This is a genomic window from Cereibacter azotoformans, from assembly GCF_021391315.1.
GTDB lineage: Bacteria > Pseudomonadota > Alphaproteobacteria > Rhodobacterales > Rhodobacteraceae > Cereibacter_A > Cereibacter_A azotoformans.
This window is the reverse complement of the sequence record NZ_CP090021.1, coordinates 257,321-280,242: the sequence shown is the minus strand read 5'-3', so window position 1 is coordinate 280,242 and position 22,922 is coordinate 257,321. Positions and strand designations below refer to the sequence as shown.

Sequence of the window (22,922 nt, the reverse complement as noted above, 5' to 3'; positions counted from 1 at the left end):
GCGCGCGTGACCATCCACCGTTCCGAGGCCCTTCGCCTCATGCTGGACAGTGCGCCACGGCAGGGACCCTGCATCCTCACCCGGGCCGATGGACGCCCGTGGTTTACCGATGGCAGCGACAAGGAGCTGTCGAAGCAATGGCGGGCGCGCATGCAGGCGGCCGGCTTCTACCCTCGTCCCTTCGATGAAATGACCAAGGCCGAGAAGGCAGAGCATCTGCACTTCAACGACCTGCGCGGAACCGCAGTGACGATGCTGGCAGAAGCCGGCAACGCCATTCCGCTGATCTGTTCAATCACCGGGCACACCCTCCAGTCGGCAACCCGAATTCTGGAGAAGTATCTCGCCCGCACATCGGCCATGTCGAAGGCCGCGATTCTCGCCTTCGAGAACAGCCCGGCAACGGCTTTTGCAAACCGCCTGCAAACCGGCTCGAACCCCTTAGGAGAGGGGAAGAAGAATGCGTAACGAAAACAGGAATTGGCGCACCCGGAGCGATTCGAACGCCCGACCCTCAGATTCGTAGTCTGATGCTCTATCCAGCTGAGCTACGGGTGCGGTATGACCGCCATTTAGCCGGGAGTGCGGGACAACGCAAGAGCATCGGCGAAGTTTTTTCAATAGGTCAGGGTGTAGGTCGCGTCCGTCAATGAGATGTAGAATTTCGGTGTAGCGGAGGCTAGGCTCCAGACTTCTGCGTTTCAGAGCCCGAACAGGACGATGGCTGCGAGTGCGATAGCAGAGAAGAACGTCTCCGGGCTGCGGTCGTATCGGGTGGCAACGCGCCTCCAGTCCTTCAGCCGACCGAACATGATCTCGATGCGAGTGCGGCGCTTGTACCTCCGCTTGTCGTATCTGACGGCTTTCTTGCGAGATTTCCGGCCGGGGATGCAGACCTTCATCCCCTTGTCTTTCAACGCTTCTCTCAGCCAGGCCGCGTCGTAGCCCCGGTCGGCCAGCAACCAGTCCGCCTTCGGCAGGCTGCCCAGCAGCGCCGCCGCGCCTGCGTAGTTCAGCCTGAACAACGCGATCAGGCCGCGGCAGGACGGTAGCTGTCGGTTCGCTCCTGCCGGATCATGGCCAGGACGAGGGCGATGACGGCGGCAAGAAGAGCCCTCAGACGGGCGAGGATCTTGCGGATGTTGTTGCCGCAGCCGCAGAGGACGGCGAAGAGCGCGTCACCAAGTGTGCCCTTCAGAAAGCAGCGGGCAAGGCGACCGTCGGCCTTCATGTGACCGATCTCGGGCTCGATGCTGCTGCGCCGTCGGAGGGCTCTTGCCAGCGCCGGGGTCAGGCCGCGGCGGGTGCCGCTGATCAGGACCTGGGTGTGCTCGACGCCGTGACCCTTGTAGCCGCGATCGACGACAGCCCGCTTCGGCGGGTGGCCGGTGAGAATGGCAACCTGCTCCAGCGCCTCGCCGAGGGTGTGGCCGTCGTAAGGGTTCCCCGGCAGCGAGCGCGTGCCCACCACGAAGCCGCCCTTCAGCGTGGTGGCGATGCTAACCTTGGTGCCGAACTCGTAGCGCACCCGAGCCTTTCCCTTCGAGATGCAGTCGACCTCAGGCTCATGGAGCGAGTAGATCTTGCCCGGGTCCTTCGGCGCCTGGTGGAGCAGCCGCGAGACCAGCACGAGCTTGTCGAGCACCCGCTCGCGCAGCGGCCCCGCGGGGATCTCGTCAAGCTGCCGACGGATGTCCCGCATCACGCGGCCGGTGTAACCCTTGAGCGTCCTCAACGCCTTGCGCATGCGCCGGAACTGCTTCGCATGCGCATAACGGCCGACCTGCGCCGCAAGCCGCGGCCCGAGACGCGCGTAGGTCTGGCGCAGCTCGATCCCGGCGTCCCGGGCCAGATCCACCAGCTGCGCCCGTGCGCGTTCGTAGAGCCGGGAGTCCGTCGGGTGCGCGATGTTCTTCTCCATGACGGTCGTATCCACCGCCACCTCGTCCAGGTTCGCACCCTCGACGGCACCGGACTTGCGACCTGCCTCGATGGTCTTCGTCAGCAGCCATTCGACGCCCTCTTCCCCGATCCGCTTCCGCCACCGGATGAGCGAGGTCGGGTCGATCGGCGGGCGATGCTGAAAGAACGTCTCGCCGGTGAAATGCTGAAAGTAGGGGTTCTCGACCCACCGCGCGACCACGGCCTCATCCGACAGCCGGAACGCGTGCTGCAGATAGAGCAGCCCCGCCACGAGCCGCGGCGACGTCGCTGGACGACCCGTGGTGAATGGGAAGAACCCCGCCCATTCGCGCTCGAAGAACTCCCAGTCGATCAGCCCCGCCAGCGTGACCAACTCATGACGCATGTCGATCATGTCGACGAGGCGCGGCCGGAAGAGGTCGTTCTGCTCGGGAGGACGGGGACGATGCTTCATGCGACGGGCCAAAATTGCAGGGTTCTGGGCCGAATCCTATGAAATCCTGCAGGCCATGGCGACAGAAACCTCGGGTTTCAGACGGAAGATCAAACACTTCGGCGTTGTTCCGGCCGGACTGAGTAGTCGCTGACCTGTCCAGCGGACATGAAGAACCCGATCGGCCGGCCCTGCGCATCGGCGACGGCATGCAACTTGGTGTTCATGCCCCCCGTTCTCAGGGAAACAGTCCCCCGGACTGTTTCCTGATCTTCGAACTGCGACCTATCTGACGCGCGCGCCCCCCTTTTTCACGCACAGGCTGGAAGCCGTGCGATGCGCCTTCAGCTAGGTCGCGTCGATCATGATCGTCTTGTGCTCGGCCCTCTCGGCCGCCAGGCCCATCATGATCCGGGCGAAGACTCCGTTCTCGCTCCAACGCTTCCAGCGATTGTAGAGGGTCTTCGCCGGCCCGTACTCCCTGGGTGCGTCGCACCACCGCAAACCATTGCGATTGACGAAGATTATGCCGCTCAGGACGCGCCGGTCGTCGACACGGGGCTTGCCAATGGCTCTTGGGAAGGAACGGCTTCAGGCGCTCCATTTGCGCCTCGGACAGCCAGTAGAGGTTGCTCATCGGTCAGGTCTCCTTGCGAGGCCTGAATCACGCGATCCCGACGAAATCAATGGGTCTGGAGTCTAGCGCATCATGGCAGATGAGAAAAGCCGGTAAGTCCAGACGGCCCTCGGCGTCAGCTTACGCTGAAAATGCGCTCGCCCCGCGAGTTCATCGCAGCCCAAACCGCAACCGCCTGAGTGTCCGGTGAAACAGGGGCAAGACCAGTAAGGGGCGGTCACGCCCCAGGCCTGAGTTCTGCAACAACGCCGTACTGGTGTCCCGGCTGCTGCACCAGCGGCCGAAGGATCCCGGCAAGATCTACGCGCTCCACGAGCCGGAGGTCGACTGCATCTCGAAGGGGTGAGGGCTGTCGGGCTTGCCCGCGCAACGCTCCAGTGGAGCGTTGCGAAGCCCGAACGCTCAGGTGCGCTACGAGTTCGGCACCAAGGTCAGCGTGGTCACCACGCTGACGGGCGGGTTCGTGGTGGGTACGCGCTCGCTGCCGGGCAATCCCTACGACGGCCACACCCTCGGCGAGGCGCTGAAGCAGGTGGCGATCCTCACCGGCCACCCGCCGAAGCGCGCCGTCGTCGACCGCGGGTACAAGGGCCACGGGGTCGAGCACACCCAGGTGCCGATCAGCGGCACCCGCCGCGGACTGACCCCGGCCCTGGCGAAGGCCCTCCGCCGACGGAGCAGCATCGAACCCGAGATCGGCCACATGAGACTGACGTCCGACTCGCACGCTGCTTCCTAAAAGGGACACTAGGTGACGCGCTCTTCGCCGTCCTCTGCGGCTGCGGCCACAACATCCGCAAGATCCTCGCCCATCTGAGGGCTCTTCTTGCCGCCGTCATCACCCTCATCCTGGCGGTGCTCCGGCAGGCAAGACTCAGCGGCACAGCCTCGCGGCCGCCTGATCGCGTTGTTGAGGCTGAACTAATTGGTGCAGGGGATACTTTCCATCAGCTCTGCTCCACGGCGGGTTCGGATGGTGCAGCTGGGCTTTTCCTCGATCACGACGATCCTGTCCGGCTCGCCGATCAGGATGCGGGTATCGACAGGAGCGGCATCCGCTTCGGTCGTATCGTCACGTCCCACCAGCGACAGCGAGAGGCGACCCGTTGCCTGTGCCTGAGCGAGGCGAGCGACCTGCTGGGGCGAGACCTCCACGGTCACCGTGCGGGCGATGATCGCCGACGTGGCGAGATCCGCGTTCGCCGTCTGATCCACCGCAACGATCGGGATCGTCTTTTCGATCAGGCGTGTGGTCTCGCCATTGGCACCGGCACCCGTCCAGTAGACGTCCACGCGGTCACCCGGCTGCAGGAATCCCGAAACGCCGGAAGCCACATCCACCTTGATGGCGAAGGCGCGCATGCCGCTTGCGAGCCGGAGACCAGCCTCGACACCCGGCTCCGTGACCTTCACCGCCAGCACGGGCTCGAACTTCTCCATCTGGCGGAGGACATAGCGCGGCTTGCCGGTCTCGGGGAAAAGGGCGGTCTCGTCCTTGAAGATCGTCTCGGGCAGCGCGTTGGCGGGCCACAGGATCTTCTGGACATCCTCTCTGGAGAGCGGGGCGCCGTAGTTCAGGGGCTTGTTGGTCACGAAGACCTCGACCATCGGGCCAAGCCTCTTGCGCGCCTCGCGCTCCTTCTCGAGGGCGACCTGGGTCTGGCTGATATAGCCTTGCGCCATGTAGACTGCGGCACCGGCCAGACCTAGCCCCATCAGCAGGACGAGGGCAAACATTCCGCGCATCAGTCTAATCTCCGTGATGTCTCGGGCGCCCCGCCGGGCCTTCAACGAAAATCAACTATAGTCCAGCGCTTGCTGCACTGCGTTGTTGATCTTGTCAGCCGCATCTAGAAACAGGGAAGGGTATAGCAGTGAAATTAGCACCAGGGTCAGAGTCAAGATGGCCGCTGTGAGCACAACCCAATCAACTGTGACTGCCCCTTCTTCGTTACTCCAAACGAACCGCAAAGCCGGCAGCATCAGCGCACTTCCTTACGAACCTGGCTTTCGCGCAGTCAAGCCAAGACTTGAAGCGCTGTTTTCCGCCTAGCGTTGTCAGCATCAAGAATCAGGAAAGGCCGGGGGCGTCCCCGACCTTGATCTTTAGAAGAAGCTTATTCTGCCTCTTCTCCTGTGTAGTCGATCCCCGCCTGCACATCGTTTGCGATGGAGGTGCCGGCTGCAATAATCTTCGGGCCAATTGCCTGCACGACGAGAAGCCCAAGGCCAACGATGGCAGCGGTCAGCACGACCCAGTCGACGGTCACGGCGCCGTCTTCGTCATTGCGGAAGTTCTTGAAGATGTTCAGCAGTTTCATGGTTCCAACCCTTGCTTGAGGTTCATCCTGTCGCCGCCGGTTCGGTGCGCTCTTCCCGGTCTCGTCCGGTCAGGTTTCCGCTTCGGCATGGGGTCAATTAGCCTGTCGAATGTGGCGGCACTTTGGTCTCCCGCAGGTTTTTTGCGGCACGGACGTCAGCGAACCCCATCCATATGCAAGCCCGTGCATCCGAAAGATAATTCCAACCCGGCAAGGCCGGGCGCGGGGACGGACTGTGGGGTTTCGGTCCCATTTGTGACGAATCCGGCAGAAAGGCGGCGGGAAATCTGGCTCGCGACACCGCCTCCTCCTAGAATCGCCGAAAGACAGAACGAGCGGGCAGTCCTGCAATGCGAACCCGGAAAGGCTTGCTGTTTCTCGCCGCGGCGCTGGCCGTGCCCGGCATGGCGTGGGCCGAACTCGGTCCGGCCGGGGATTTCACCTTCCGGCGCGTGAAGCCTCCGGGCGAGGGAGCCTCGCGGAGGATCACGGTGCAGATCGACCCCGCAGAACAGGCGCGCAGGCTGGCCGCCCTTCCCAAGGTCCAGCCGCGCAGGCCCGATCCGCCGCCGGCGCCACAAGCGCCGTTCCAGCCGGGGACGGCGGGGATAACCCCCGGCCCGACGCCGGGCAGCGCCTCCTACGGCTGGTTCTGGGACCGGGTGCCGGTCGCGCTGGCGGCGATGCAGGGGCGCTTTCCGCTCGCACTGGCCAACCTCTCGCAAGGGCCCGGAGGCGCCGCCGTCCGCGCGCCGAGGATGCAGCACATGCAGCAGATCGCCGAGCGACACGGGCTCGACATCCTCAAGGCCACGCTGGGCACGCGCGTTTCGCCGGCGCTGGTGCTGGCCGTGATCGGGATCGAGAGCGGCGGGCGCGTCAATGCGGTCAGCTCCGCCGGAGCGCAGGGGCTGATGCAGCTCATACCCGCAACCGCGAGGCGCTTCGGCGTCACCGACTCGCTCGACCCCGCGCAGAACATCCGCGGCGGCGTGGCCTATCTCGACTGGCTGATGGGAGAGTTCGGAGGCGATCCGCTGATGGTGCTGGCCGCCTACAACGCCGGCGAGGGGGCCGTGCGGGCGAACGGCGGCGTGCCGCCCTACGCCGAGACGAGGGATTATGTGCCGAAGGTTCTTGCCGCATGGCAGGTGGCCCAGGGCCTGTGCCTGACGCCGCCGGAGCTGGTGTCGGACCCGTGTGTCTTCCGTGTCCTGTCCGCAGGACTCTGACCGCCGTGCGGCGAGGGCGACCGCCCGTTTCGTGCAAGGAAGCGAACAGGCCGCGCTCTGTGTTGCCGGTTGTCCACATGCATCTTCACCTGCAAACCCATGAATATTGAATTGATTTGCGCTATGCGTCATCGTGCGGGCCTGCGTGGGCGACAAGACCTGCGGGGAGGCGGCATCCGAAAGGCAGGCCAGATGAGCATGAACCATATACTTCGGATGGGGATGGCCGCGCTCGCGTTCATGGCCTCCGCCGCACCGATGGCCGTCTCGGCCCAGACCTTGCGGGTGATGGAGGGCTCTGCCTCCGGGGCGCTCAATGTGCCGATGAACCGCGCCGTCGTGGTGGAGAGCGACCGCCCCTTTGCCGAACTGTCGATCGCCAACCCGGGCATCGCCGACATCTCCACCCTCTCGGAAACCTCGATCTATGTGCTGGGCAAGGCGCCGGGGCGGACGACGCTCACGCTTCTGGGGGCTGACGGGCGGCTGATCTCGAACGTGGATGTCCATGTCACGCCCGACGTGGCCGAGTTCAAGGAACGCCTTCGCCAGATCCTGCCCGGCGAGAACATCGAGGTGCGCACGGCCAACGACGGGATCGTGCTCTCGGGCACCGTCAGCAGCGCCGAGCGGCTCGACCGGGCGCTCGATCTCGCCAATCGCTACGCGCCGGACCGGGTCTCGAACCTCATGAGCGTGGGCGGCACGCAGCAGGTCATGCTGAAGGTGCGGTTTGCCGAGATGCAGCGGTCCGTGGCAAAAAGTCTCGGCTCGTCGATCTATGCCCGCAACGGATCGGGCTCGGTCATCGGCGGCACCGGAACGCTGCTTCAGAACGGCATCCCGCCCTCGGGCGCCCCGATCACCACAGCGGCGACGGGCGCGCTCGGGCTGGGCTTTTCGGTGGGGGCGCTGGAGTTTTCGGTCCTGCTCGAGGCGCTCGAATCGAAGGGTGTCGTGCGCACGCTGGCCGAGCCGAACCTCACCGCGCTGTCGGGACAGGAGGCGAAGTTCCTCGCCGGCGGCGAATATCCGATCCCGGTCGCAAGCGGCGACGAGAAGATCGCCATCGAATACAAGCCCTTCGGCGTCGAGCTGAACTTCACCCCGGTGGTGGTGGACGGCAGCCAGATCAACCTGATGATCAATGCCGCGGTCTCCTCGATCGACAACACCGTGTCGCTCGAAAGCGCGGGCTTCACCATCAACGCCTTCAAGCGGCGCGAGACCTCGACCACGGTCGAGATGCGCGACGGCGAGAGCTTTGCCATCGCGGGCCTCCTGCAGGACGATTTCCGCAATCTCAACGGACAGGTGCCGTGGCTGGGCGACATCCCGATCCTCGGCGCGCTGTTCCGCAGCGCCGAATACCAGAGATCGCAGAGCGAGCTGGTCATCATCGTGACCCCGCATCTGGTGACCCCCACCCGCGGCGAGGCGCTGGCCCTGCCGACCGACCGGATCAAGCTGCCGTCCGAGAAGGAGCTGTTCCTCTTCGGACGCGTCACCGGACGGGGGGCCGCGGGCGAGGTCGCGCGGCAGGATTTCAGCGGCTCTTACGGCTATGTGATGGAGTGAGCGATGAAGATGCTGCGCAGCTCCCTCCTCGCCGCACCGCTTGCCCTTCTTGCGGCCTGCGGTGACCATCCGGTCTCGTCCGAGATCAACGACGGCACCTTCGGCAACGCCACGATGAACAACTCGCTCCTGCAGATGGGCGAGATCGACGCGACCCAGGCGCTCGGCCAGCGGTTCGCGTCCGAGGTCGAGCCGACCATCACCTTCCCGTTCGACAGCGCCCGGCTGACCCCGGAGGCCCAGCGCGTCCTGCGCGAACAGGCCAACTGGATCCGGCAATTCCCCGAGGTTCGCTTCCGCGTCTATGGCCACACGGACCTTGTGGGATCTGCCGCCTACAACAAGTCTCTGGGCCTGCGGCGCGCCAAGGCGGTGGTCGCCTTCTTCGCCTCGCAAGGCATCAGCCCCTCACGATTGGAGGCGCTTGTTTCCTATGGCGAAACAAGACCGGTGATTCCCGTCGCCACACCGGAAGAGCGCAACCGCCGGACCGTCACCGAGGTCTCGGGGTTCATCGCGGGCCGAGGGATGTCGATCAACGGCAAGTACATGGCGGTTGTCTTCCGGGAATATGTAAGCGGCGCGACGCGCGTTCATCCTGCGAACCGCGTGATCGCCACGCAGGTCGCCCCCGGAGGCTGACGGACGGGGTCCTGTGGGGCCCCGCCTCCCGATCAAACAATAACGTTTTTTTAGCCCAATTCCTGCCACCATTGCGCAGCACCATGTGCGCAACGGGAAACAGTCGGTGCGGCAGGTCGGCTCGTGCCGCAGCTTTGGGTGTTCAGGGCCGCTCGGGTCCGAAATCGGTTTGACGATGGTCACCCGTTCCGGCGCCCGCCAGGGGAAGGACGTGTTGGGATGAACAGCGTGGCGACGCTTCAACCGGATCCTGCGCCGATCGTGGCCTGCACGATCTCGCGGGATGTCCAGAATTTCGAGATCCTGATCAATGACATGGAGATCGAGCTGGGCGAGAGCTGGGGGGACCTGTCGTTCGAGGATGCCGAGCTGTTTCTCCGCCAGCCCGAATCGCGAACGCTGGAATTCGTGGCCCTGGCGGTCAATGGCGAGGATGAGGGCGACCTCGCGCGGCTGACGGACATCATCCGCACGGCGAGGGACAAGGGCATCAAGATCATCCTGATCGCCGATCAGGTCAGCCCGATCGCGCTGCACCAACTGCTGCGACTCGGGGCCGATGACTTCGTCCCCTACCCCCTGCCCGAGGGGGCGCTGCATGAGGCGATCGACCGGATCCGCAAGGCGCCGCCGCCCGTGTCGGACCTGCCCGCCGCGGTGCCGGCGGCCCCGGGCACGCCCCATGCGCCGACGTTCAAGGCCCGCGGCGACCGCGACGCGATCCTCTTGCCGGTGCATGGGATGGCGGGGGGTGTGGGGGCCTCGACCTTCGCCTGCAACCTCGCGTGGGAACTGGCCACCGTCACCCGGACCGACGCGCCGCGGGTCTGCCTGATCGACCTCGACTTCCAGTTCGGCGCAATCTCGACCTACCTCGACCTGCCGCGGCGCGAATCGGTGTTCGACATCCTGTCGGACACGGAATCCGCCGACAGCGACAGCTTCCTGCAGGCGATGATCACCTTCAACGAGAAGCTGCATGTCTTCACGGCGCCCCCGGACATGCTGCCCCTCGACATCGTGACGGCCGAGGACATCGGCCGGCTGCTCGACATGGCTCATGCCAATTTCGACTTCGTGGTGGTGGACATGCCCACCACCGTCACCTCCTGGACCGAGGCGGTTCTTGCCCGTTCCCACGCCTATTTCGCGATGATGGAGCTTGACCTGCGGTCGGCGCAGAACGTGCTGCGTCTGGTCCGCGCCCTCAAGGCCGAAAGCCTGCCGCACGAGAAGCTCCGCTTCGTCCTCAACCGCGCGCCGCGCTTCACCGATCTTTCGGCCAAGAGCCGGGTCAAGCGCATGGCCGAGAGCCTCGACATCACGATCGAGCTTCAGTTGCCCGACGGTGGTGCCGCGGTGACGCAGGCGAATGATCACGGCCTTCCCCTCTCGGAATCGGCCGGAAAGAACCCGCTCCGGCGCGAACTGCAGAAACTGGCCAGGTCCCTCCACGACCACAGCCGAACCGCCGAGGCCGCCAAGGCCTGATGAACCGGAAGGTGCCCTGAATGTTCTCGCGCTACCGCAAGTCTCCGGACGGCCAGAAGCCCGCGCCCTCGGCGGCGGTGGGGGCGGCGACGCCGTCGGTCACCGCTCCGGCCGCGCCCGCCCCGGCCAAGCCCGTTCCCGCCCGCCCGGGCCCCTCCGTTCCGCGTCCGGGCGCCGAGGCCATCGCAAGCGACAAGGAAAAGAAGCGCCGCGAACGGCTGATGGAGCTGAAGGTCGAGCTTCACCGCCGGCTGCTCGACAACCTCAACCTCGCCGCCCTCGAAAAGGCGTCCGAATCCAGCCTCCGCACCGAAATCGCCGCGATCTGCGGCGAGGCGCTCGAGGAGATGAGCGTCGTCCTCAACAAGGAAGAGCGCACGATCCTCAACCAGGAGCTTTACGACGAGGTGATGGGCCTCGGCCCGCTCGAGCCGCTGCTCAAGGATGAGACGATCAACGACATCCTCGTGAACGGCCCGAACCGGATCTTCGTCGAGCGCGGCGGCCGGCTGGAGCTGACCGACACGACCTTCAAGGACGAGCGGCACCTGCTGCGGATCATCGACAAGATCGTCTCGGCGGTGGGCCGGCGCGTCGATGAATCGACCCCCTATGTCGATGCCCGCCTCGCCGACGGCTCGCGCTTCAACGCGATGGTGCCGCCGATCGCGGTGGACGGCTCGCTCGTCTCGATCCGCAAGTTCAAGAAGGACAAGCTGGGGATCGCCGATCTCGTGCGCTTCGGCGCCTTCACAGAAGAGATGGCGGCCTATCTGCAGGCCGCGGTGGCGACGCGCCTGAACATCATCGTCTCGGGCGGCACGGGCTCGGGCAAGACCACCACGCTGAACGCGCTGTCCTCCTTCATCGACCATTCCGAGCGGATCCTCACCATCGAGGACACGGCCGAGCTTCAACTCCAGCAGGTCCATGTGGGCCGCATGGAAAGCCGGCCCCCGAACGTCGAGGGCAAGGGCGCGGTGACGCAGCGCGACTGCCTGCGGAACGCGCTCCGGATGCGCCCCGACCGGATCATCGTGGGCGAGACCCGCGGCGAAGAGGTCATCGACATGCTGCAGGCCATGAACACCGGCCACGACGGCTCGATGACCACGATCCACGCCAACTCGGCCCGCGACGGGATCAGCCGTCTGGAAAACATGGTGGCGATGGCCGGGATCGAGATGCCGATCAAGGCGGTGCGCGCCCAGATCGCCTCGGCCGTCAACCTCATCGTGCAGGCCAGCCGCCTGCAGGACGGCTCGCGCCGCATGGTCTCGATTACCGAGATCACCGGGATGGAGGGCGACGTGATCTCGATGCAGGAGATCTTCCGCTACGAGCGTCTCGGGGTCGAGCCGTCGGGCAAGATCGTCGGCCGCTTCAACGCGACAGGCGTGCGCTCGCACTACTCGGACCGCTTCCGCCAGTGGGGCTACAACCTGCCCGCCTCCATCTACGAACCGATCGTCTGAGGGCCCCATGCAACTGAGCGCGGCACCCATCATCTACATCCTGATCTTCGTCGCGGTGCTGCTGCTGGTCGAGGGGATCTACCTCACCGTCTTCGGCAAGTCGATCAGCCTCAACTCACGGGTCAGCCGGCGGCTCGCGCTGCTGGAAAAGAACCAGAACCGCGAGCAGGTGCTGGAACAGCTCCGCAAGGAGATGAGCCAGCACATGAACGCCCGCGGCATCCCGCTCTATGCGGTGCTGGCCTCAAAGGCGCAGAAGGCCAACATCGCCTTCTCGCCCAAGGCGCTGGTGGCGATCATGGCGCTGCTGTCGGCCGTGGCCTACATGGGCCTGACCATCGGGACGGCCGCCTCGCCGGCCGTGCGGGTGGCGGTCGCGATCTTCATGGGCGTGGGCGCGGTCTATGTCTGGGTGAACAACAAGGCCAAGAAGCGCATGGCGCTGATCGAGGAGCAACTGCCCGACGCGGTCGAGCTGATGGTCCGGTCGCTGCGCGTGGGTCACCCCTTCTCATCCGCCATCCAGATCGTCGCCAAGGAGGTGCCGGACCCCCTCGGCACCGAATTCGGCGTCATCGCCGACGAGGCCGCCTATGGCCGCGACGTGGCCGAATGCATCCGGGCCTTTGCCGAACGGATGGACAGCCAGGACCTGCGCTTTCTGGCGGTCGCGGTGAACATCCAGCAGCAGTCGGGCGGCAACCTGGCCGAGATCCTCGAGGGTCTGGCCAAGGTGATCCGCTCGCGCTTCAAGCTCTTCCGCAGGGTCAAGGCCATCACGGCCGAGGCGAAATGGTCGGGCACCTTCCTCTCGGCCTTCCCCATCGTGGCGCTGGTGATGATCTCGGTTCTCAAGCCGGACTACTACGACGGCGTGAAGGAGACGCCGCTCTTCATCCCCGCGGCGCTGGTGGTCGGCGCGTTTCTCGTCGCCAACGTGATCTTCATGAAGATCATGGTCAACATCAAGGTATGAGCCGATGGACCTTCTCAACCGTCTCGAAGGCTACCTGATCGACAGCCTGGGCCCGCTCGGGCCGCTGATGGCGATGGGGATGCTGGGCATCCTGCTCATCGCCCTTACGCTTCCGGTCATGCTGAAGAAGCGCGACGAGCCCTTCGACCGGATCAAGGCGCAGCGGACGGTCGGGGCCGCGCCGGTGAGCCAGGCGCTGCGGCGCTCGTCGGGCACCGAGAAGCTCGACAGGTTCGCCAACCTGCTCGAGCCGAAGACGGCCGAGGAGCTGTCCGCCTCCCGCCTCAAGATGATGCGGGCGGGATACCGCTCGAAGGGGGCGGTGCGCGCCTTCCATGCCGCCCAGTTCGCGCTCGGCGTGGGTTTTCTCGTGCTTGGGGTGCTTTATGCGCTGCTGGCCTCGGCCACTGCACCGCTGACCATGCAGCAGATGGTGATCTACACCCTTCTGCCCGGCGCGATCGGCTATTACCTGCCCGTCTACTGGATCAAGCGCCGCGCGCAGGAGCGGCACGACCAGATCGTCGCGGGCTTTCCCGATGCGCTCGACATGATGCTCGTCTGCGTCGAGGCGGGCCAGTCGCTCGACCAGTCGATCCTGCGGGTCGCGCGCGAGTCGGCGTCAGGCTATCCGGCCCTCGCCGAAGAGTTCGAGATGGTGGCCCACGAGGTGAAGGCCGGCAAGGAGCGCGTCGCCGTTCTCAAGGACATGGCCGAGCGGGTGGGCATCCCCGACGTGTCCTCCTTCGTCACGACGCTGATCCAGTCGGCCACCTTCGGCACCTCGATCGCCGAGGCGCTCCGCGTCTATTCCTCCGAGATGCGCGACAAACGCGTCATGAGGGCCGAGGAAAAGGCAAACACCTTGCCGACCAAGCTGACCCTCGGCACAATGCTGCTCACCGTGCCGCCGCTGATGCTGATCCTGATCGGCCCTTCGGTCTATGGCATCGCCACGCAGCTGGGCGGACAGTGAGAGAACGTGACCCGAGGCCTGCCGATCCTCCTTTCCTGCGTGATCCTTGCGGCCTGCGGTGCGCCGGACGCGCTGTCCCGGCAAGCGGTTGCGCGCAATGCACCCTTTGCCGTGGATCCGGGTCGGAACGGGGTCGATGGGCTCTTGGTCGGTCACCGGCTTCTGGCGGCGGGAGAGGCCGAGCTGGCCCTTCGGGCCTACCTGCGCGCGGCGTCCGAACAGGGGATCAACGCCGACGTCCTTTCGGCGCTCGGCTCGGCGAACCTGCAGCTCGGGCGGCTGAACCAGTCCGAGCAGTTGCTGCGGCAGGCGATCCAGATGGATCCCGCCTTCGTGCCGGCTGTCAACAATCTGGGCGTCGTCCTGATGGAGCGGGGACGGACGGCCGAGGCGAGGCTCGTCTTCCAGCAGGCCTTTGCGCTCGACAGTGGCGCAACGGACGCCATCCGCGAAAATCTGCAGCGCGCCATCGTGAAAAGCGCCTCGACCCTTTATCCGGAAGAGGAAGAGCGACACGAGTTCTCCCTCGTGCGGCGCGGGCAGGGGCAGTATGTGCTGCTCTCGCAGCTCTAGGGGGCGACCGGGATCGAGCAGCAAGAGGACGCAAGAACATGCGCCACCCTGTCCTGACCGCCTTGTGCCTTGCCGGCACGACCATGTTGAGTGCCTGTGGCGGCCGTGATGCCGATGTGGATCGCGCCCTGAAGGGCGTCAACATCATCGACGAAAGCAACCTCAACGACATCATGCTGACCGTCGGGGCGCCGGACGAGGCGGTGGCCTATTTCCGCGGCGCCGTGGACAAGGCCCCGGACCGGATCGACCTCAAGCGCGGGCTGGCGAAGTCGTTGGTGCGCGCGCAGCGTCCGGCCGAGGCGGCCACCGTCTGGAGTCAGGTGGTCAACACCCACGAGGGCACGAACGAGGATCGCGTGGCCTTCGCCGACGCGCTGATCCGGGCGAATGACTGGAGCCGGGCCGAGCAGGAGCTGGCCAGCATCCCCCCCACCTACGAGACCTTCCAGCGGTATCGGCTCGAGGCGATGGTGGCCGACAGCCGGAAGCATTGGAAGAAGTCGGACAGCTTTTACGAGACCGCCGTCGGCATGACGACCCAGCCCGCCGGCGTGCTGAACAACTGGGGCTTCTCCAAGCTGACGCGCGGCGATGCGGCCGCGGCCGAGCGGCTGTTCTACGAGGCGCTGACCTACGACCCGACCTCGTTCACCACCAAGAACAACCTCGTGCTGGCCCGCGGCGCCCAGCGGAAATACGACCTTCCCGTGATCCAGATGACCCAGAAGGAGCGGGCCGAGCTGATCTACACGCTCGCCCTGGCCGCGGTGAAGAAGGGCGATGTGACCGTGGGCAAGGGTCTGCTGCAATCGGCGATCGACACGCATCCGCAGTATTTCGAGGCGGCCGTCCGCAGCCTCGAGGCGCTCGACGCGGGCTGACGATGCAGGGTCTGGTGGCAACCTCTCCGACGGCGGCGCTCTGGTTCCTGCCCTTCGTCGTGCCGATCGCGCTCTGGGTCGCCTGGAGCGACATGAAATTCATGAAGATCCCGAACAAGGCGGTGATGGCCCTGGCGCTGGTCTTTCTGGTCGTCGGCCCGATGGCGCTCCCGCTCGAGGATTGGCTCTGGCGCGGGCTTCACCTGCTTGTCGTGCTGGTCATCGGCTTCCTGATGAACCTGGGCCGGATGGTCGGCGCGGGAGACGCCAAGTTCGCCGCCGCGATGGCGCCGTTCTTCGCCCTGGGAGACCTGCGCCTCGCCATGGGCCTGCTGGCCGCGTCCCTTCTCGGCGCCTTCGCCAGCCATCGTGGGCTGGGTCTCGTCCCTCCGTTCCGCAGCGCCACCGCCGAATGGGAGAGCTGGCGGCGCCGTGACTTTCCCATGGGGCTGGCGCTGGCGGGTATGCTGTTCCTTTACCTTCTCGCGGCAATCCTTGACGGCTGATCCCCGCTTCCGGTGCAATCCATGAACATGCAGAACCCAGACGTCACAGCTCCTCCGTCGCCGCGCACGCTGGCGGACACGGGCCTGCCCCTGGTCATGTTGCGCGACATCCTGATCAAGACCATGTTCCGCATGAACCTGGACCTCGTGTCGCAGATCGCGCGGGTCATCTGCCTGCCCCCCCAGCTCACGCAGGAGCTGGTGGATCTCGCCCGTGGTCAGCGGCTGATCGAGGCGACCGGGACGCTGCACGCCACCTCGGGCAACGAGATGGGCTACCAGCTGACCGACGGGGGCAAGGCGCGGGCGCTCGATGCGCTGGGCCAGTCGGAATATTACGGCGCCATGCCCGTTCCGCTTGACGACTATCGCAGCCAGGTCGAGCGGCAGTCGGTGCGCAACATCAAGCTCACGCGCGCGCAGCTGACCTCGGCCATGGGGCACCTGATCCTGCCGGACGAGCTGCTGGATCATCTCGGCCCGGCCGTCACCTCGGGCCGGTCGATCCTGATGTATGGCCCGCCCGGCAACGGGAAATCCTCCATCTCGAACGGGATCCGCGACGCGCTCGGCGACCGGATCCATGTGCCGCGCGCGCTGGAATATTCCGGCCAGGTCATCACGGTCTATGACCCGATCGTGCACCGCTCGGCCGAGGCGGCGGTGGATGATCCCAACAGCCTGCGCCGCACCTCGAACCGGTTCGACAACCGCTATGTCTGGTGCGAACGGCCGACGGTAATCACGGGGGGCGAGTTGACGCTCGACATGCTCGACCTGACCTACAACCCGGTGGCGCGCACCTACCAGGCGCCGCTCCAGCTCAAGGCGACCGGGGGGATCTTCATCGTGGACGACCTCGGTCGGCAGGCCGAGCCCCCGCAGAAGCTGGTCAACCGCTGGATTGTCCCGCTCGAGGAAGGGCGCGACATCCTGGCGCTGCAATCGGGCGAGAAGTTCACCGTGCCCTTCGACACGCTGGTGATCTTCTCGACCAACTTCCACCCGAACGAGATCTTCGACGGCGCGGCCCTGCGGCGGATCTTCTTCAAGATCAAGATCGAAGGCCCGACCCAGGAGAACTTCCTCAAGATCTTCGCGATGGTGGCGCGAAAGCGGAAGATGCCGCTCGACGAGGCGGCCCTGCTGCATCTGATGAAGGTGAAGTTCCCCACGATCGGCAACCGCTACGCCAATTACATGCCGGTCTATCTGATCGACCAGATGGCCGCCGTCTGCGAGTTCGAGGGCCTGCCCTACCAGATGAGCCCCGCCCTGATCGACCGCGCCTGGTCGAACATGTTCGTCCGGGACGAGACGATCGCCCGCTAGATCCGCGGTCCGCGGAGCGGGATCGGCCCCGTCTCGGTCAGGATCGCGTCGAGCGGCTGGTCGGTCGGCTCGATCGGCACCTCGGGCAACTCCTGCGCGCTGAAGGCGAAGCCCACCGCCGTGACGGGATGCAGCGCACGCAGCCGCTCCAGCGTCCGGTCGTAGAACCCGCCCCCATAGCCCAGACGATAGCCACGGCGGTCGAAGGCGAGCAGCGGCACGATCAGCAGTTCGGGATCGAGCCAGGCGCCCTCCGGCGGCACGCGGGCACCGAACGGTCCCTCGATCATCGGGCAGCCCGGGCTCCATTCGCGAAAGCGCAGCGGCTGGCCGGGGCCCACGATCACCGGCACGCAGACCGGCCCGTCATGGGCGATCATGGCCGCAAGCGGATCGATCTCGGACCGGATCGCCATATAGCCCGAGAGCACGCGGCCGCGGTGCGGCGCCAGCCAGTCCGCCAGAAGCTCCGCCGCCTGCCCCTGCCCCGCCTCGTGCGCCAGCGCCCGCGCGGCGCCGGCGGCGCGACGGGCCTCGGCCTTCCGCGCCGCAAGCGTCATGTCAGCACCAGCGTGGCAAGCCCGAGGAAGACGAAGAACCCCATGACATCGGTCAGCGTCGTGACGAAGGTGCCCGAGGCAAGCGCCGGGTCAAGCCCGAGCCGGTTGAGCCCGAGGGGCACCAGCACCCCGCCCAGGGCCGCCACGACCTGATTGCAGATCATGGCCATCCCCAGCACGGCGCCCAGCAGAGGGTCGCCGAAGATCACGAAGCCCGCCAGCCCCAGGATGAGCGCAAGCCCCAGCCCGTTCAGCAGACCGGCCATCAGTTCCCGCCGGACCACCCGCGGCGCGTTGGCCGAGGTGAGGTTGCGCGTCGCCAGCGCCCGCACGGCGACGGCGAGCGACTGCGTCCCCGCGATCCCCCCGGTCGAGGCGACGATGGGCATGAGGGCCGCCAGCGTCACGAGCTGCGCGATCGTCGCCTCGAAACCCGAGATCACGAGGGCCGAGAGCGAGGCGGTGAAGAGGTTCGCCACCAGCCAGGGAAGCCGCTGGCGCGCGGTGGCGACCGGCCCGTCCGAGAGGCTGCTCTCGTCGCCCACACCGGCCAGACGAAGGATGTCCTCCTCATGCTCCTCATCGAGCACGTTCATCGCATCGTCGATGGTGATGATCCCCACCAGCCGGTCGTTCTCATCCACCACCGGGCAGGAAATCAGGTGATACTGGTTGAAGATATAGGCCACCTCCGACTCCTCGATGGTGGCGCGGATGGTGCGGAAGCTCTCCTCCTCGATGTCGGCCAGCCGGACCTCGCGGCGCGACGAGAGCAGCCGGCCGAGCGTGACATAGCCCTGCGGCTTCATCCGCGGATCGACGAGGATGACGTGATAGAACTGGTCGGGCAGCTCCTCGCTGCGGCGCAGGAAATCGATGGTCTCGCCCACCGTCCAGTGGATCGGCGCCACGACGACCTCGCGCTGCATCAGGCGGCCCGCGGAATATTCCGGGTAGGCCATCGCCTGTTCGACCGCCACCCGGTCGGCGCGGTCGAGCGCGCCGAGGATCGCCTCCTGCTGCTGTTCCTCTAGGTCCTCGAGGATGTCCACCACGTCGTCGGTGTCGAGTTCGCGCACCGCCTCGGCGATGACCTCCGGCGGGAGATGCTCGATCACCTCCTCGCGGATCGAATCGCTGATCTCCGAGAGGATCTCGCCGTCGATGCCGGCGGACCAGAGCGTCAGCAGCTCGCGCCGCTCGGCCGGGCCGATCTGTTCGAGCACGTCGGCGATGTCGGCGGCGTGGAGCGGCTCGAGCAGGTCCGACAGGCGCGCCTCGTCGCGCTCGTCCACGGCCTCGAGAACCGAGGTCACCACCCGGTCGGGCACACCCGACCGCTCTTCCTCGCGCATGTCGCCCGTTTCTGCCTGCAAGGTGGCGCCCCCGTTCCGCTTACGCCGCGACCATATCGGAGGATGGCGCGCAGAAACAGGGGCGGCAGGAAATTTACGCTGCCCTCGAAAGGGTCTAGGTTGAGCGCTTGACCAGAGGGGAGACCTGTCATGACCGACCTGCTGCTGGGACAGGTCCTGTCCTTCGCCGGCGACCCGTTCCTCGAAGGAGAGGCCGCGGCCCGGCACGAAACCCGCGGCGGCGTTCTTGTGGACGAAGGGCGGATCCGGGCCGTGGGTCCGGCCGACAGGCTCCGCGCGGCCCATCCCGAGGCGCGGGTGACCGACTACGGGCAGGCCCTGATCTCGGCGGGATTCATCGACGCCCATGTGCATTATCCGCAGACCGCCATCATCGCGAGCTGGGGCAAGCGGCTGATCGACTGGCTGGTGACCTACACCTTCCCTGAAGAGATGCGCTTTGGCGATCCGGGCTATGCCGCCGACATCGCCGGCCGTTATCTCGATCTCACGCTGGCGCAGGGCACGACCACCGTCTGCAGCTACTGCACCATCCACCCCGAGAGCGTGGACGCCTTCTTCGAGGCGGCCGGCCAGAGGGGTGTGCGCGCCTTTGCGGGCAAGACCTGCATGGACCGCAACGCCCCGGAGGGGCTGCGCGACACGGCCGAAACGGCCTATTCCGACAGCAAGCGGCTTCTGGAGAAGTGGCACGGGCGGGACCGGCTTTCCTATGTCATCACGCCCCGCTTTTCGCCCACCTCGACGCCCGAGCAGCTTGCGGCGCTTGGCGCGCTCTGGCGCGAGCACCCCGGTTGCCTGATGCAGACCCACCTCTCCGAACAGCTCGACGAGATCGAATGGGTGAAGGAGCTTCATCCGCAGGCGCGCGACTATCTCGACACCTACGAGGCGCAGGGCCTGCTGCGCGAGGGTGCGGTCTTCGGCCATGCGATCCACCTCGCCCCGCGCGAGCGCGCGCGGCTGGCCGAGGCGGGGGCGAGTCTCGTCCATTGCCCGACCTCGAACAGCTTCATCGGCTCGGGGCTGTTCGACATGGGCCTCGTGGCCGAGGGCATCCGGGTCGGGCTGGCGACCGACACGGGGGGCGGTTCGTCCTTCTCGATGCTGCGCACGATGGCCGCCGCCTACGAGATCGGCCAGCTGCGCGGACAGGCGCTGCATCCCGCGCAGCTCTGGTGGCTGGCAACGGCGGGCTCGGCCCGCGCACTCCGGGCCGAGGACCGGATCGGCAACCTCGCGCCGGGCATGGAGGCCGACATCGTGGTGGTGGATCTCGCCTCGACGCCCGCCATCGAACAGGCCACCCGCCGCGCCGAGACGATCTGGCAGGCGCTCTTCCCGACCATCATGATGGGAGACGACCGGGCCATCCGCGCGGTCTGGGTCGGCGGCCGAGCCCGGAGCTGAACCTCGCGGCCCCTCAGCCTCAGCCGCAGTCGGCGGCCTGCCAGAGGCGGAGCCCTTCGCCCGCCTCGGCGCCGAGTTCGTGGCATTCTCCTGCCGCGCACAGCCGCCAGCCCCCGGCCGCCATGCCCGAGGCCGCAAGCCGGACCTCGCGCTGCGGCGGCAGGCGCGGGACGTAGTGCCAGCCGTCCGCCTCGCGCCAGGCATCCGGTGGAAGCTCCATCCCCGCGCCCGAGCCCTGGATGCGGGCCTCGACCGGCCGCAGGCCCGCCTCGGTCGCCTCCCACCGCTCCCACCATTCGATGCGTTCGACCGAATGGGTCCAGCTCAGCGTGAAGCTCGAGGTGGCAAGCGACAGCACCGCCACCCCGGTTGCGATGCACAGGCTCATGCCGTCCGCGCGCTGCGGCGCAGGCGCAGCCAGTGCACCAGCGCGAAGAGCAGCGCGAGACCGAAGCCCGCCTCGTCCGTCACCGGCATCGCGAGGATCAGCGACACGCCCGCCGCCAGCGCCAACGCCCGCTCGAACATGTTGGCGCGTCCGATGAACTGGCCGACGACCGCCACCCCCCAGAGGCCGATGGCCAGCATCGCCTTGAGGAAGATGTAGATCACCTCGACCGGATAGCCCCAGGCCTCGGCGATGGGGCCTCCGTCCTGCAGCATGAGCGCGGGCGTATAGACCGCCATGAAGGGGATCACGAAGCCCGCCGCCGCCAGCCGCACCGCCTGCAGCGAGATCTTCAGCCCCGAGGCCTTGGCGATCGGACCCGCCGCAAAGCAGGCCAGCGCCACCGGCGGCGTCAGATCCGCCATGATGCCGAAGTAGAAGACGAACATGTGGCTCACCAGAAGCGGCACGCCCAGATCGAGCAACGCCGGCCCCGCCAGCGAGGAGGTGATGATGTAGTTGGGGATCGTCGGGATACCCATGCCGAGCACGAGGCAGGTGATCATGGTCAGCACGAGCGACAGGAAGAGGTTCTCGCGCCCGATGGCGATGATCGCGCCGATGAAGGTCGAGGCGATGCCCGTCAGGGTGAGCGTGCCGATCACGATGCCCACCACGGCGCAGGCGATGCCCACCGGAAGCGCGTTCCGCGCGCCCTGCGCCAGCGCATCGCGCAGGATGCCGATGGTTGGCCGCGTGCCCCGGAAAAGGGCGCAGGCCAGGATCAGCACCCCGATGACCAGCACGAGGAAGTTGACCCCGAACCTGAGGAAGCTCGCCGCGGCCAGCCCCAGCGCGATCCAGAAGACCATGCGGAAGGCGGTCGGCCCGATCATGGCGGCGAGCGGCGTGCCGAGGATCAGCACCGCCACCAGCGCAAGCCCCATCGTGCCGGCAAAGATGGGCGTGTAGCCCGCGAAGAGCAGATAGACGAGCGCTGCCAAGGGCAGGATCAGCGGCCACCGGTCGCGGACCGCGTGCCAGGGGTTCGGCAGCTCGGCCCGCGGCAGCCCACTCAGCCCGTCGCGCCCGGCCTGCAGCCAGACCATCCAGAAGACCACGCCGAAATAGAGGACCGCGGGCAGGATCGCCGCCTGCACCACGGCCGCATAGGGCACGTTCAGCGTCTCGGCCATGATGAAGGCCACCGCCCCCATGACCGGCGGCATGATCTGGCCGCCCATCGAGGCCGTGGCCTCGACCCCTCCGGCGAAGGCCGGCTTGAAGCCGAAGCGTTTCATCATCGGGATGGTGAACTGCCCCGAGGCCACCACATTGGCCACGCCCGAGCCCGAGATCGTGCCCATGAGCGCCGAGGAGAGAACCGCCACCTGCGCCGGCCCGCCCCGCACCCCTCCGACGAGGCCGAGGGCGAAGTCGTTGAACAGGTTCAGCATCCCCGCCCGCTCGAGGAAGGCCGCGAAGACCACGAAGATGAAGATGTAGGCCGAGCTGACATAGACCGGCGTGCCGTAGATCCCCTCGGTGCCGAAGGCGAAATGCTCGACGATCTGCTCGAAGTCATAGCCGCGGTGGATGAAGGGCGCGGGAAGATGCTGGCCGAAGAAGCAGTAGGCCAGGAAGATCCCGGCGATGATGGCCAGCGGCCAGCCCATCAGCCGACGGCTCGCCTCGAAGACCAGGAGCACCAGCACCGTGCCGACCACGAGATCCGCCTGCGTCAGGAAGCCCGTCCGCCGGATCAGCTCTTCGTAGAAGACCCAGTTGTAGATGCCCGTGCCGAAGCCGATCAGCCCCATCCCCCAGAAGATCGCCCGCGTCAGCGCCGTCCGGGCCAGCAGGTTGCCGACCAGACCGAAGCCCAGCAGCAGCAGAAAGGCCACATGCATCGCCCGCACCACCTGGCTCGGCAAGGTGCCGTAGCCGGCGGTCCAGAGCTGGAAGAGCGAGAAGGCGACAGCGATCCAGAAGGCCACATGGCCCATGATGCCGGGTCCGAAGCCGGGCGGCAGGCCCTCGGTGACTTCGGGTTCGGCATGTGCGTGGGGAGGGGCCGCCCCCGATGCGGCGGTCTGTGCAGACATGGCTTTCTCCGAAAGGAACGAGCCGCGGCGGCCGGGCGCCGGTGCGCTCCGGTCCGCTGCGGCAGGAGGAAGGCCCGGGCGGCTCCGCCCGGGCGGTTCTGCGG

At 66.6% G+C, this 22,922-nt stretch carries 20 protein-coding genes, 1 tRNA gene and 3 pseudogenes; 14 read left to right on the top strand and 10 right to left on the bottom strand.

The annotated features are described in order from the left end of the window. Positions 1-6 precede the first annotated feature (6 nt). On the top strand, positions 7-468 hold the full coding sequence (locus tag LV780_RS01380; protein ID WP_108220066.1) for a site-specific integrase: 462 nt from the start codon (positions 7-9) through the stop codon (positions 466-468). A gap of 13 nt (positions 469-481) precedes the next feature. On the opposite strand, the gene LV780_RS01375 is transcribed toward LV780_RS01380, so the two are convergent. The 4 genes and pseudogenes from LV780_RS01375 to LV780_RS01360 form a co-directional block, all read right to left on the bottom strand. Then, positions 482-558: transfer RNA gene (locus tag LV780_RS01375), tRNA-Arg, on the bottom strand. Positions 559-701: 143 nt separating this feature from the next. Further along, positions 702-1,013 (bottom strand): annotated as a pseudogene (locus tag LV780_RS01370) (transposase); the annotation flags it as partial. Between the two features lie 17 nt (positions 1,014-1,030). Next, positions 1,031-2,377 carry an IS5 family transposase gene (locus LV780_RS01365; protein WP_108220065.1) on the bottom strand — a complete coding sequence of 449 codons (1,347 nt, stop codon included), beginning with the start codon at positions 2,375-2,377 and terminating at the stop codon, positions 1,031-1,033. 119 nt (positions 2,378-2,496) lie between these two features. Next, positions 2,497-2,993: pseudogene (locus LV780_RS01360) on the bottom strand (IS5 family transposase); the annotation flags it as partial. A gap of 247 nt (positions 2,994-3,240) precedes the next feature. On the opposite strand from LV780_RS01360, the pseudogene LV780_RS01355 reads away from it, so the two are divergent. Then, positions 3,241-3,875, top strand: a pseudogene (locus LV780_RS01355) (IS5/IS1182 family transposase); the annotation flags it as partial. Between the two features lie 39 nt (positions 3,876-3,914). Here the strand turns inward: LV780_RS01355 and cpaB are convergent. Both cpaB and LV780_RS01345 read right to left on the bottom strand, forming a co-directional pair. Next, positions 3,915-4,739: a Flp pilus assembly protein CpaB gene (gene cpaB / locus LV780_RS01350; protein ID WP_108220064.1), complete on the bottom strand. Its 825-nt coding sequence runs from the start codon at positions 4,737-4,739 to the stop codon at positions 3,915-3,917. A 371-nt stretch (positions 4,740-5,110) separates the two neighbouring features. Beyond that, complete coding sequence (locus LV780_RS01345; RefSeq protein WP_108220062.1) at positions 5,111-5,314, bottom strand: Flp family type IVb pilin; 204 nt, start codon at positions 5,312-5,314, stop codon at positions 5,111-5,113. A 350-nt stretch (positions 5,315-5,664) separates the two neighbouring features. On the opposite strand from LV780_RS01345, the gene LV780_RS01340 reads away from it, so the two are divergent. From LV780_RS01340 to LV780_RS01290, 11 genes are all read left to right on the top strand, one after another. Next, the gene (locus LV780_RS01340) at positions 5,665-6,546 is read left to right on the top strand and encodes a lytic transglycosylase domain-containing protein (RefSeq protein WP_101340055.1); all 882 of its coding nucleotides are present in this window, start codon (positions 5,665-5,667) and stop codon (positions 6,544-6,546) included. A gap of 192 nt (positions 6,547-6,738) precedes the next feature. Further along, the gene (locus LV780_RS01335) at positions 6,739-8,124 is read left to right on the top strand and encodes a type II and III secretion system protein family protein (RefSeq protein ID WP_108220061.1); all 1,386 of its coding nucleotides are present in this window, start codon (positions 6,739-6,741) and stop codon (positions 8,122-8,124) included. Positions 8,125-8,127: 3 nt separating this feature from the next. Beyond that, complete coding sequence (locus tag LV780_RS01330) at positions 8,128-8,766, top strand: OmpA family protein (protein ID WP_108220060.1); 639 nt, start codon at positions 8,128-8,130, stop codon at positions 8,764-8,766. Positions 8,767-8,985: 219 nt separating this feature from the next. Then, complete coding sequence (locus tag LV780_RS01325) at positions 8,986-10,257, top strand: AAA family ATPase (RefSeq protein WP_108220059.1); 1,272 nt, start codon at positions 8,986-8,988, stop codon at positions 10,255-10,257. A 20-nt stretch (positions 10,258-10,277) separates the two neighbouring features. Then, positions 10,278-11,732 carry a CpaF family protein gene (locus LV780_RS01320; RefSeq protein ID WP_011907367.1) on the top strand — a complete coding sequence of 485 codons (1,455 nt, stop codon included), beginning with the start codon at positions 10,278-10,280 and terminating at the stop codon, positions 11,730-11,732. Between the two features lie 7 nt (positions 11,733-11,739). Next, positions 11,740-12,708: a type II secretion system F family protein gene (locus LV780_RS01315; protein WP_011907366.1), complete on the top strand. Its 969-nt coding sequence runs from the start codon at positions 11,740-11,742 to the stop codon at positions 12,706-12,708. A 4-nt stretch (positions 12,709-12,712) separates the two neighbouring features. After that, the gene (locus LV780_RS01310) at positions 12,713-13,684 is read left to right on the top strand and encodes a type II secretion system F family protein (RefSeq protein ID WP_011907365.1); all 972 of its coding nucleotides are present in this window, start codon (positions 12,713-12,715) and stop codon (positions 13,682-13,684) included. Positions 13,685-13,690: 6 nt separating this feature from the next. Further along, positions 13,691-14,257 (top strand): tetratricopeptide repeat protein, encoded by a 567-nt coding sequence (locus tag LV780_RS01305; RefSeq protein ID WP_101340059.1) that lies wholly within the window; start codon positions 13,691-13,693, stop codon positions 14,255-14,257. Positions 14,258-14,295: 38 nt separating this feature from the next. Then, positions 14,296-15,141, top strand: a complete 846-nt coding sequence (locus LV780_RS01300; protein WP_108220058.1) for a tetratricopeptide repeat protein — start codon at positions 14,296-14,298, stop codon at positions 15,139-15,141. A gap of 2 nt (positions 15,142-15,143) precedes the next feature. After that, a complete protein-coding gene (locus LV780_RS01295) occupies positions 15,144-15,647 on the top strand; it encodes a prepilin peptidase (protein ID WP_108220057.1) in 504 nt (167 codons plus the stop codon). Positions 15,648-15,668: 21 nt separating this feature from the next. Beyond that, positions 15,669-16,979, top strand: coding sequence for a P-loop NTPase family protein (locus LV780_RS01290; protein ID WP_108220056.1), 1,311 nt, complete (start codon positions 15,669-15,671; stop codon positions 16,977-16,979). Here the strand turns inward: LV780_RS01290 and LV780_RS01285 are convergent. Together LV780_RS01285 and mgtE are read right to left on the bottom strand one after the other, a co-directional pair. Beyond that, positions 16,976-17,539, bottom strand: a complete 564-nt coding sequence (locus tag LV780_RS01285) for a 5-formyltetrahydrofolate cyclo-ligase (protein ID WP_108220055.1) — start codon at positions 17,537-17,539, stop codon at positions 16,976-16,978. The genes LV780_RS01290 and LV780_RS01285 overlap by 4 nt on opposite strands. Continuing rightward, positions 17,536-18,915, bottom strand: a complete 1,380-nt coding sequence (gene mgtE, locus LV780_RS01280; RefSeq protein ID WP_101340064.1) for a magnesium transporter — start codon at positions 18,913-18,915, stop codon at positions 17,536-17,538. The genes LV780_RS01285 and mgtE overlap by 4 nt, the downstream gene beginning before the upstream one ends. A 129-nt stretch (positions 18,916-19,044) precedes the next feature. Between mgtE and guaD the strand changes: the two genes are divergently transcribed. Continuing rightward, positions 19,045-20,325 (top strand): guanine deaminase, encoded by a 1,281-nt coding sequence (gene guaD, locus LV780_RS01275; protein ID WP_108220054.1) that lies wholly within the window; start codon positions 19,045-19,047, stop codon positions 20,323-20,325. 19 nt (positions 20,326-20,344) lie between these two features. Here guaD and LV780_RS01270 read toward each other — a convergent pair whose 3' ends face one another. Together LV780_RS01270 and LV780_RS01265 are read right to left on the bottom strand one after the other, a co-directional pair. Beyond that, positions 20,345-20,713, bottom strand: coding sequence for a DUF1850 domain-containing protein (locus LV780_RS01270; RefSeq protein ID WP_101340066.1), 369 nt, complete (start codon positions 20,711-20,713; stop codon positions 20,345-20,347). Then, the gene (locus LV780_RS01265) at positions 20,710-22,818 is read right to left on the bottom strand and encodes a TRAP transporter permease (protein WP_108220053.1); all 2,109 of its coding nucleotides are present in this window, start codon (positions 22,816-22,818) and stop codon (positions 20,710-20,712) included. Before LV780_RS01265 ends, LV780_RS01270 begins: the two co-directional genes overlap by 4 nt. Positions 22,819-22,922 lie beyond the last annotated feature (104 nt).

What these genes read in the sequence shown, in the direction of transcription:
- LV780_RS01365 (WP_108220065.1), bottom strand. Translation starts at nt 2,377, where the DNA reads ATGAAGCATCGTCCCCGTCCTCCCGAGCAGAACGACCTCTTCCGGCCG.
- cpaB (WP_108220064.1), bottom strand. Translation starts at nt 4,739, where the DNA reads ATGCGCGGAATGTTTGCCCTCGTCCTGCTGATGGGGCTAGGTCTGGCC.
- LV780_RS01345 (WP_108220062.1), bottom strand. Translation starts at nt 5,314, where the DNA reads ATGAAACTGCTGAACATCTTCAAGAACTTCCGCAATGACGAAGACGGC.
- LV780_RS01340 (WP_101340055.1), top strand. Translation starts at nt 5,665, where the DNA reads ATGCGAACCCGGAAAGGCTTGCTGTTTCTCGCCGCGGCGCTGGCCGTG.
- LV780_RS01335 (WP_108220061.1), top strand. Translation starts at nt 6,739, where the DNA reads ATGAGCATGAACCATATACTTCGGATGGGGATGGCCGCGCTCGCGTTC.
- LV780_RS01330 (WP_108220060.1), top strand. Translation starts at nt 8,128, where the DNA reads ATGAAGATGCTGCGCAGCTCCCTCCTCGCCGCACCGCTTGCCCTTCTT.
- LV780_RS01325 (WP_108220059.1), top strand. Translation starts at nt 8,986, where the DNA reads ATGAACAGCGTGGCGACGCTTCAACCGGATCCTGCGCCGATCGTGGCC.
- LV780_RS01320 (WP_011907367.1), top strand. Translation starts at nt 10,278, where the DNA reads ATGTTCTCGCGCTACCGCAAGTCTCCGGACGGCCAGAAGCCCGCGCCC.
- LV780_RS01315 (WP_011907366.1), top strand. Translation starts at nt 11,740, where the DNA reads ATGCAACTGAGCGCGGCACCCATCATCTACATCCTGATCTTCGTCGCG.
- LV780_RS01310 (WP_011907365.1), top strand. Translation starts at nt 12,713, where the DNA reads ATGGACCTTCTCAACCGTCTCGAAGGCTACCTGATCGACAGCCTGGGC.
- LV780_RS01300 (WP_108220058.1), top strand. Translation starts at nt 14,296, where the DNA reads ATGCGCCACCCTGTCCTGACCGCCTTGTGCCTTGCCGGCACGACCATG.
- LV780_RS01295 (WP_108220057.1), top strand. Translation starts at nt 15,144, where the DNA reads ATGCAGGGTCTGGTGGCAACCTCTCCGACGGCGGCGCTCTGGTTCCTG.
- LV780_RS01290 (WP_108220056.1), top strand. Translation starts at nt 15,669, where the DNA reads ATGAACATGCAGAACCCAGACGTCACAGCTCCTCCGTCGCCGCGCACG.
- LV780_RS01285 (WP_108220055.1), bottom strand. Translation starts at nt 17,539, where the DNA reads ATGACGCTTGCGGCGCGGAAGGCCGAGGCCCGTCGCGCCGCCGGCGCC.
- guaD (WP_108220054.1), top strand. Translation starts at nt 19,045, where the DNA reads ATGACCGACCTGCTGCTGGGACAGGTCCTGTCCTTCGCCGGCGACCCG.
- LV780_RS01270 (WP_101340066.1), bottom strand. Translation starts at nt 20,713, where the DNA reads ATGAGCCTGTGCATCGCAACCGGGGTGGCGGTGCTGTCGCTTGCCACC.
- LV780_RS01265 (WP_108220053.1), bottom strand. Translation starts at nt 22,818, where the DNA reads ATGTCTGCACAGACCGCCGCATCGGGGGCGGCCCCTCCCCACGCACAT.